Source organism: Patiriisocius marinus (assembly GCF_008974325.1).
Lineage (GTDB): Bacteria > Bacteroidota > Bacteroidia > Flavobacteriales > Flavobacteriaceae > Patiriisocius > Patiriisocius marinus.
In genome coordinates, this window is the sequence record NZ_BKCG01000006.1 from 165796 (window position 1) to 175109 (window position 9314).

At 34.4% G+C, this 9314-nt stretch carries 2 protein-coding genes; both read left to right on the forward strand.

The window, feature by feature from the left end:
* Positions 1 to 66: 66 nt before the first annotated feature.
* The gene (locus GBH57_RS11840) at positions 67 to 8127 is read left to right on the forward strand and encodes a BspA family leucine-rich repeat surface protein (RefSeq protein ID WP_151674700.1); all 8061 of its coding nucleotides are present in this window, start codon (positions 67 to 69) and stop codon (positions 8125 to 8127) included.
* A gap of 450 nt (positions 8128 to 8577) precedes the next feature.
* The gene (locus GBH57_RS11845) at positions 8578 to 9219 is read left to right on the forward strand and encodes a M36 family metallopeptidase (protein WP_151674701.1); all 642 of its coding nucleotides are present in this window, start codon (positions 8578 to 8580) and stop codon (positions 9217 to 9219) included.
* Positions 9220 to 9314: the final 95 nt, after the last annotated feature.

Sequence of the window (9314 nt, forward strand, 5' to 3'; positions counted from 1 at the left end):
TGTTTGAAAAGTCTGTCGCTTAGAATTTTAATAACTTTGAAAACGAACCTTTACAATCCCCCCCCTATGAAAGTTTTTTACTTTAGAACTTCCCTTCAATTTTTATTTCTATTTATTACAAGTAGTATTTCAGCAACAACACTTAATTTCAGTTTAGCCGAAATATTAAATGAAACTAAAATTTCAGCTAAAAACGTACACATTTCACTTGATGAGGTTCTTGTAACTCAAACAATACCATTTGTTAGTGTTTGGGACACGGAACAAATAGGAACCTCAGCAGATAATCAAATAACAATACCAATAAATCCTGCATTTACAAACTACAACTATACCATAGATTGGGGTGATGGAATGATGGATACAGGTGTAACTGGAGCAATTACTCACACATATGCAACACCAGATACTTACACGGTAAGCATTACGGGTACATTCCCTGCTATCTATTTTAATGGAACTGGAGATAGAAGAAAAATTATAGAAATTATTTCTTGGGGAAACATACAATGGCAGAGTATGGAGAATGCATTTTATGGTTGTCAAAATCTTAATTTTGATGCTATTGCAGCACCAGATTTATCTCAAGTAACAAGTTTAAAAAATATGTTTAGAAATGCCACTTTATTTAATGGTATTCTAAATGGATGGGATGTTAGTACTATTACAAACATTTCTGGTATGTTTCAAGACTGTGATACGTTTAATAGACCTTTAGATGCTTGGACTACAAATAGCATCACTGATATGTCATATACATTTGACGATGCGAATAATTTTAATGAACCTTTAGATAACTGGAATACAGGATCTGTTACTACAATGGCTTCTATGTTTAGGTCTGCTAACGATTTTAATCAAAATATAAACAACTGGAATGTATCGCAAGTAACTAATATGAGTTCTATGTTTTATGCTTCTGACATGGCTTTCCCTCTAAACAGTTGGGATGTTTCGCAAGTAACATTAATGAACGAAATGTTTGGCAGTACTCCTTTCAACCAACCTTTAGACTTGTGGCAGGTAGGAAATGTCACTGATATGAGTGGGATGTTTAGAAGTACCCCTTTTAATCAAAATATTGAGATATGGATTGTAAGTAGTGTTACCAATATGGCCAGTATGTTCGAACGAAATTACAGTTTTAACCAGCCTCTTAATGGTTGGGATGTATCGAGCGTAACTAATATGTCTAATATGTTTGCTGGTATATTTTCTAGTATAACAGCATTTGATCAACCATTAGACATTTGGGACGTAAGTAGTGTAACAGATATGAGTGATATGTTTGAATCATCATCATTTAATCAACCAATTGGTGATTGGGATGTATCAAGCGTTACAATTATGGCTGGTATGTTTGATACATCAAGTGCATTTAACCAACCTATTGAAGGATGGGATGTATCAAGCGTTACAAATATGGCAGAGATGTTTGACTCAGCTGTAAGTTTTAACCAACCACTTAATGCGTGGAATGTAGCTAATGTAAGTTCTATGAACTCTATGTTTCAAAATGCAAACTCATTTAATCAATTATTAGATTCTTGGGTTTTCAACACCAATATTAACTTGACTAGAATGTTTAGAAATGCTTCTGCATTTGATCAAAATCTAGGTTCTTGGAATATGACTATTGTTTCTAACGTATCGCAGATGCTAAATAACAGTGGCCTTTCAGAAACTAATTATAATAATACCTTAATTGCTTGGGCTGCACAGGATGTTGTTGATGGATTAACACTTGGAGCGAACACTTTACTTTATTGTGATGGTAGATTTGCTAGACAAGATTTAATCGACAATCAAGGTTGGACAATATTAGATGACGTATTTAACTGTAGCTTTGTTTTGTGTACAGACATTATATCACCAGAAGACGGTGACATTAATGTTCCAGAGAATTTTAATCTTGTATGGGAGGAAGTAACTGCTGCAACAGGATATTACCTAACTGTAACAAAAGATACCGGCGGTACTGTTACAACACTATTAGACAATGTAAATGTTGGTTTAATTACAACATACGATTTTCCTGTAGATTTTACTCCTGGAGATATTGTTACTGCAAAAGTAGTTCCTTTTAATGGTGAAGGAGCGGCAGAGGATTGTATTACTGAAACTTATACTATTATTGAATCTTGGATCAATAGTCCGGAAGCTTTTAAATTAACTTATAATACAAGTACAACAGATAGTAATACTACTCCTGTAAATCAACTTAAAATATCAAAAAACAGTAGTTACACCTATAATTATTCTATTGACTGGGGTGATGATCAATTTAATAATAATGTAACACAAACTATTACACACACTTACGATACACCTGGAACATATACTGTATCGATTATAGGAGATTACCCTGCACATTATTTTAATTATTCAAATACAGATAATATAAAATTAATAACTATTGATCAATGGGGTTCTCAACAATGGCAAAGTATGGATCAATCATTTCTCAATTGTCAAAATATGACATATAACGCAAGTGATGTTCCCGATTTATCACAGGTTGAAAGTATGAGATCTACATTTTATCAATGTTTTCTCTTTGATGCAGATATTAATAATTGGAATGTTTCAAACGTGACTAACATGTCTAATTTATTTGCGGCTGCATTTGTTTTTAATAGCCCATTAAATAGTTGGGATGTGTCAAACGTAACTAATATGAGTGGATTATTTTTAGTTGCTCGAGACTTTAATCAGCCTATTAATTCTTGGGATGTTAGTAGTGTTACTAATATGTACAGAATGTTTGATGGAAACGGTCAACCTCAAGCTTTTAACCAACCACTTAATGATTGGAATGTTGAAAATGTAATTGATATGGGATATATGTTTAGATATACCCCAAATTTCAATCAACCCCTAGATTTATGGGATGTTTCTAGTGTTACAACCATGAACCGTATGTTTGAAAACGCTACTGCTTTTAATCAAAATATTGATTTTTGGAATGTTGAAAATGTAACAAACATGGATGCCATGTTTTCAAATGCCGATGCATTTAACGAACCATTAAATTCTTGGAATGTTGAAAATGTTCTCACAATGAGATCAATGTTTCAAAGTACTAATGTTTTTAACCAACCACTTAACGACTGGAACACATTTTCTTGTGTTAATATGAGTTCGATGTTTCAAAATGCTGTAGCTTTTGATCAACCTTTAAACAATTGGGAAGTAGCTACTGTAACAAATATGTCCTATATGTTTGATTCAAGTTTGGTTTTCAATCAAGATATAAGTGCTTGGAATGTTTCTCAAGTTACTAATATGACCTCCATGTTTGAGGATGCATTTTTATTTGACCAACCTTTAGCTCCTTGGAATGTTAATTCTGTAGTGAATATGACTTCGATGTTTGAAGACGCTCAAGCATTTAATCAGCCTATTGGTGGCTGGGATGTAAGCGCAGTTGCTAATACAACTTCCATGTTTGAACGTGCGCAATTATTTGATCAACCATTAGAGAACTGGAATGTAAGTTCTGTTACTATTATGGAATCTATGTTTGAAAGCGCTCAAGTTTTCAATCAAAATATTAATGATTGGGACGTTTCCTCCGTAACTAATACTAGATCAATGTTTGAAAACTCCACTGTTTTCAACCAACCTCTTGGAGATTGGGATACAGGCGAAATATTAACAACTGAAAAAATGTTCAATGGTGCAAGTGCTTTTAATCAACCTATAAATACTTGGGACACATCTTTTGTAACTAACATGGAATCGATGTTTGAAGATGCTATTGCATATAATCAGGAATTGAACGATTGGAATGTAGCTTCTGTTCAAACTATGGAACGAATGTTTAAAGGTGCTTCTTTATTTAACCAAAACATTAACTCTTGGAATACTAGAGAGGTAACAACTATGGAGGAAATGTTTGAAGACGCAATTGCTTTTAATGAACCATTAAACAATTGGCGTGTTAGAAACGTGACTAATATGTCTAGAATGTTTCAAAATGCAACCATGTTTAATCAAGAATTAAGTGAATGGGATTTAGAAGAAGTTGAAATGAGAGCTATGTTTAGATTAGCTTCAGCTTTTGATCAATATTTGGGTGACTGGAACTTGTCACAAACTACAAACCTCAGCCAGATGCTTGATAATTCTGGGATGTCTAGAATGAATTATGATAATACAGTTATTGCTTGGGCAGAACAAGATGTACCTCTAGGACTTACATTAGGAGCTTTAAATGTTCCTTATTGTGATGCTTTTGAAGAACGTGAATCAATTATTGCAAACTATGGATGGACATTTTCTGGAGATGTTTTAGATTGTCCAATCCCAGAATGCACACAATTAATATCTCCGTTTAACACAGAAATTGATGTTCCTGTAAATACAAACTTATCTTGGGAACCAGCGGTATTTGCAAGAGGCTATAGACTTACTGCTACTTCAGTACCGACAAACACTAACAATGTTGTTGATATTGTATTAGTTGACCAAACATCTTATAATTTTATTAATGACTTTAGTGGTGGTGAAGTAGTTACCGTAACTATTGTTCCTTATAACGATACTGGTGAAGCAATGGGTTGTACTTCAGAAATATTCACAATAATAAATAGTCCTACTCCCACTATTCCAGCATGTACTTCACTAACAAGTCCTTTGGATGGAGCTGTAGATGTTGCTGTCGACACAGACCTAAGTTGGAATCCTATTAGCAATGCTGACGGTTATAAAATTTCAGTAGGTACTACAACAGGAGGTATTGATATTCTTGATAATTTTAATGTTGGAAATGTTACAACTTATGATTTATTAAACGATCTCCCAGAAAACTCCATTATTTATATTACAATAACTCCTTTTAATGAAGTAGATGATGCAGCAAGTTGTACAGAAGAAAGTTTCACAACCGAAATAATACCAGTCCCTCCTATTTGTACAACTTTAACAAGCCCGCTTGATGGGACTATGGATGTTCCTTTAGATACAAACTTAACGTGGATGGCAGTACCTAATACCACTGGTTATTTACTATCTGTAGGTACTACTCCTGGAGGTATTGAAGTCTTGAATTCAATAGACGTAGAGAACATTACTACGTATGATTTTATCACAGATCTTGATGAGGACCGCACTTATTATGTGAGAATAACTCCTTATAATAATGTAGGCGATGCTGCTAGTTGTACCGAAGAATCTTTCACTACTGAAACACCTTCAAATGTTATTGCAATGTGCATGGATATCACAGTTCAGTTAGATGCAAGTGGTTCTGTAACGATTACACCTGCTAATATTGATGGCGGAAGTTCAGACCCAGATGGACCAGTTATATTAACTATTGATACAACTAGTTTTGACTGTTCGAATATTGGATCTAATACTGTAACGCTTACTGTAACGGACAATGAAGGAAATATTGCTTCTTGTCAAGCTACCGTAACTGTTGAAGATAACGTAGCGCCAATTATAGATTGCTTAGATAATCAAACCGAAGAAATACAAGCAGATTGTATGTTTACAATACCAGATTATACTGCTTTAGCAAACATTTCAGATAATTGCTCAAGCCCAAGTATTACTCAATCTCCAGCCGCTGGAACTTTGGTTGGAATTGGAATTACTGAAGTCACTATTGATGTAACCGATGGTACAAACCCAGTTTCATGCACATTTGAAATTGAAGTTTTAGATACTGTTGCGCCAGTAGTAAACTGCGCAGATAATTTTACAGTTGAATTAGACGCTTCGGGAATGGCAAGTATTATAATTGCTGATATTGACTTAGGCGCTACTGATAATTGTGGCGTTAGTGTTATGATTGACATTACAGAATTTACCTGTGATAACCTAGGAGACAATACTGTTACGTTAACTGCTACAGATGGAAACGGACTTACAACAATGTGTACAACAATAGTTACTGTTACAGATCCATTGTTCGCCTGTAATGCACCTCCAGTTGCAGTATGCCAAGAGGTTATTGTTTCTGCAAATTCAGACTGTATGGGCGAAGCAGTATCATTAGATTTTGATGGTGGCTCTACCGACCCTGAAGGAGAAGCATTAACTTTTACAATACTACCTGAAGGTCCTTATCCATTAGGAATAACTGATGTTACTTTGACGGTAAGTGACGGCGTACTAAACAGTAGTTGTACCACTACAATCACAGTTATTGATAACACTCCGCCTACCCTAACTTGTATTGATGAGCAAATAGTAGATGCAGATTCTTTCTGTTCATTTACTATTCCTGATTATACTACAATGGTAACTGCTAGTGATAATTGCAGCACACTTACTGTTACACAATTTCCTGTAGCAGGAGCAATTGTTTCTAGCGGAACTACAGTTATTACTGTAATCGCTAATGATGGCACAAACCAAGTAAGTTGCTCATTTAATTTAGTAGTTAACGATGTTACTACTCCAACTGCTAATTGCCAAGATATCACTGTTCAACTAGATGCTTCAGGAATAGCAACTATTGAAGCTGCTGATATTGATGGAGGAAGTATCGATTCCTGCGGAAATATTACAACAACAATAGATATCTCAACATTTGATTGTTCAAATATTGGTGATAATATAGTCACTCTTACAGTTACTGATGATTCAGGATTAGAAAGTATTTGTACCGCAATAGTTACGGTGGAGGATATATTTATTCCAGAAGCAGTATGCCAAAACATAACAGTTCAATTAGATGCTACAGGAGTTGCTTCTATTACTCCAGCTGACATTGACAACGGAAGCACAGATAATTGTGGTGTTCCTACACTTGAAATTGACGTTGCAACTTTTGATTGTTCTAATGTAGGTGATAATCTAGTTACACTTACAGTTACAGATAATTTCGGAAATACAAATACGTGTATTGCTACAGTTACAGTTATTGACGATATAGCACCAGTTGCTAATTGCCAAAATATAACTGTTCAATTGGATGCTACTGGAGTTATTTCAATAACTCCTGCTGACATTGACAACGGTAGCACAGATAACTGCGGAAATGTCACAACAACAATAAACATCAATACATTTGACTGCAGTAATGTAGGGGAAAATGAAGTAATTCTAACAGTAACTGATGCTAGTGGATTGTCTTCAACTTGCACTGCCATAGTTACTGTAGAAGATAATGAAGCACCTATCGTTAACTGTCAAGATATTACTATTGAATTAGATGAAAACGGTATGGCTGCAATAACAGCCTTAGATATTGATGGCGGAAGCACAGATCCTTGCGGTATCGCTACCACAGAAATTGATATCGACACTTTTGATTGTTCAAATTTAGGAGATAACAACGTAACACTTACTGTTACTGATATCAATGGAAACCAATCAAATTGTATTGCAATTGTCACAGTTATTGGGACTAGTGCTACACCAATTGCAGTTTGTCAAAACCTTACAGTTCCACTTGGTGCTGATGGTACAGCAACAATTGAAGCTTCTGCATTAAACGGAGGTTCTTCTGGAACCAGCTGCCCTGATAGTTATACCATAAGTGTTGATACTTTTACTTGTGAAGATATCGGGACTCCTGTTCAAGTAGTATTTACAGTTACAAACGCACTTGGAGAAAGTGATAGTTGTGTTGCACTTGTAAATGTAGTTGACACCTTAGCTCCTGAAGTATTCTGCCCAGATGACCAAACAGTTATTTCTACAGGACCATATATGTTGCCAGATTATTTCGCAACTGGCGAAGCAATGGCTATTGATAACTGTACAGATCCTGTTACTGTCTTTGATCAAGAACCAAGTCCGGGAACTCCGCTTGAACAAGGGACCTACACAATTACACTTTCAGCGCAAGATTCGAATGGCTTTGAAAATGAATGTACTTTTGAGTTAACAGTAAATGATACGTTAGGAACAATTGACCTTGAACCAACTATCGCAACCGTACTACTCTACCCTAACCCTGCAAACAATGTTATTCGAATTAGTAACCCACAATTAATCCAATTAGAGAAAATAACTATTTACGATTTAAATGGAAGAGTTGTGTTAACCGAAATTTTAAGTAATATTGAATCAAGTGCTATTGATGTTTCATTACTACAAAGTGCAACGTATCTAGTTACAATAGAAAGCGATGCAAGAACAATCACTAAGCGAATGGTAAAAGAGTAATTTTATAACAATAACTTTATATAAGCAATCACTCACTTTTGTGGGTGGTTGCTCTTTTTATATAATAAGTTCAAATTTATATTCTGAAGTAATACTTTTTATAAAACTTGGGTTAAGTCAATTATTAAAACAATTAAAAACAACAAAATTTTCTCATCAAAATATCCCTAAAGTATATTTAATAATACTTGTTACTTGACTTTATCTAAATGCTTAATACATTATAATTAATTGAATATTAACATAAAACACAATTTTTCACACACAACAATAATCTCTATTTTGTCAGATAGCATTTTTATAAAATGGTATTTCAGATCATTTTAAATTCCATTTATGAAATTAAGAAAACTACTCTCACTATTATTAATCCTAGTTTGTTTCAGTGCTTTTTCACAAAAACATAGCAAAGCCAAACAAGGAATTTCTAATATCTCTCTCAAACAATAAATTAAAAAACAAAATAATTCGTTTGTTCTTACTAAAGAAAATACAAGCTCTACAAGCGGTATTAGACACGTTTATCTTAGGCAAGCTATTAACGGCATCGAAGTAGTAAATCCAGATAATGCAATTGTATCTCCTTTTGGGTGGCACGACACAGATGGAACTACGGGAGCAGAATTTACAATAACAAGAGGAAATAATATATTCGCTTACGAGGATGGTGACAACTTTGGTTTTAGCCCAGATGGTGGAGCTGCTTTAAGTTTTAACCTTCCAATAAACCCAACATACTCGGCTGGTGACCAATCTGAATCTAGAGTTATTACTAACTTATTTTATTGGAATAATATAATCCACGATGTTGCTTATCAATATGGCTTTGATCCTGCATCTGGTAATTTTCAAGAAGACAATTATGGAATGGGCGGTGAAGGAAGTGATTCTGTAAACGCAAAAGCACAAGATGGTTCAGGAACCTTTAATGTAAATATGGTTACAGGTCCAGATGGAGACAATCAAATCTTTGATAAAAAAACCTATGGTGAAATTGATAACCAAGGCAAAGGAAACGACTTATATCCGCAAGCAGTATCGCTCACATTTACATTCTTCATACTTTTACTGTACCAATTTCAAAAAAAATAAAAGAACTTTTCCTGATTATCGTCTTTAAAAAGAGACAGGTGTGAGTGGCTACAACAAGTAGATTTTATGAAAATTACGTAGTTACACGTATATCA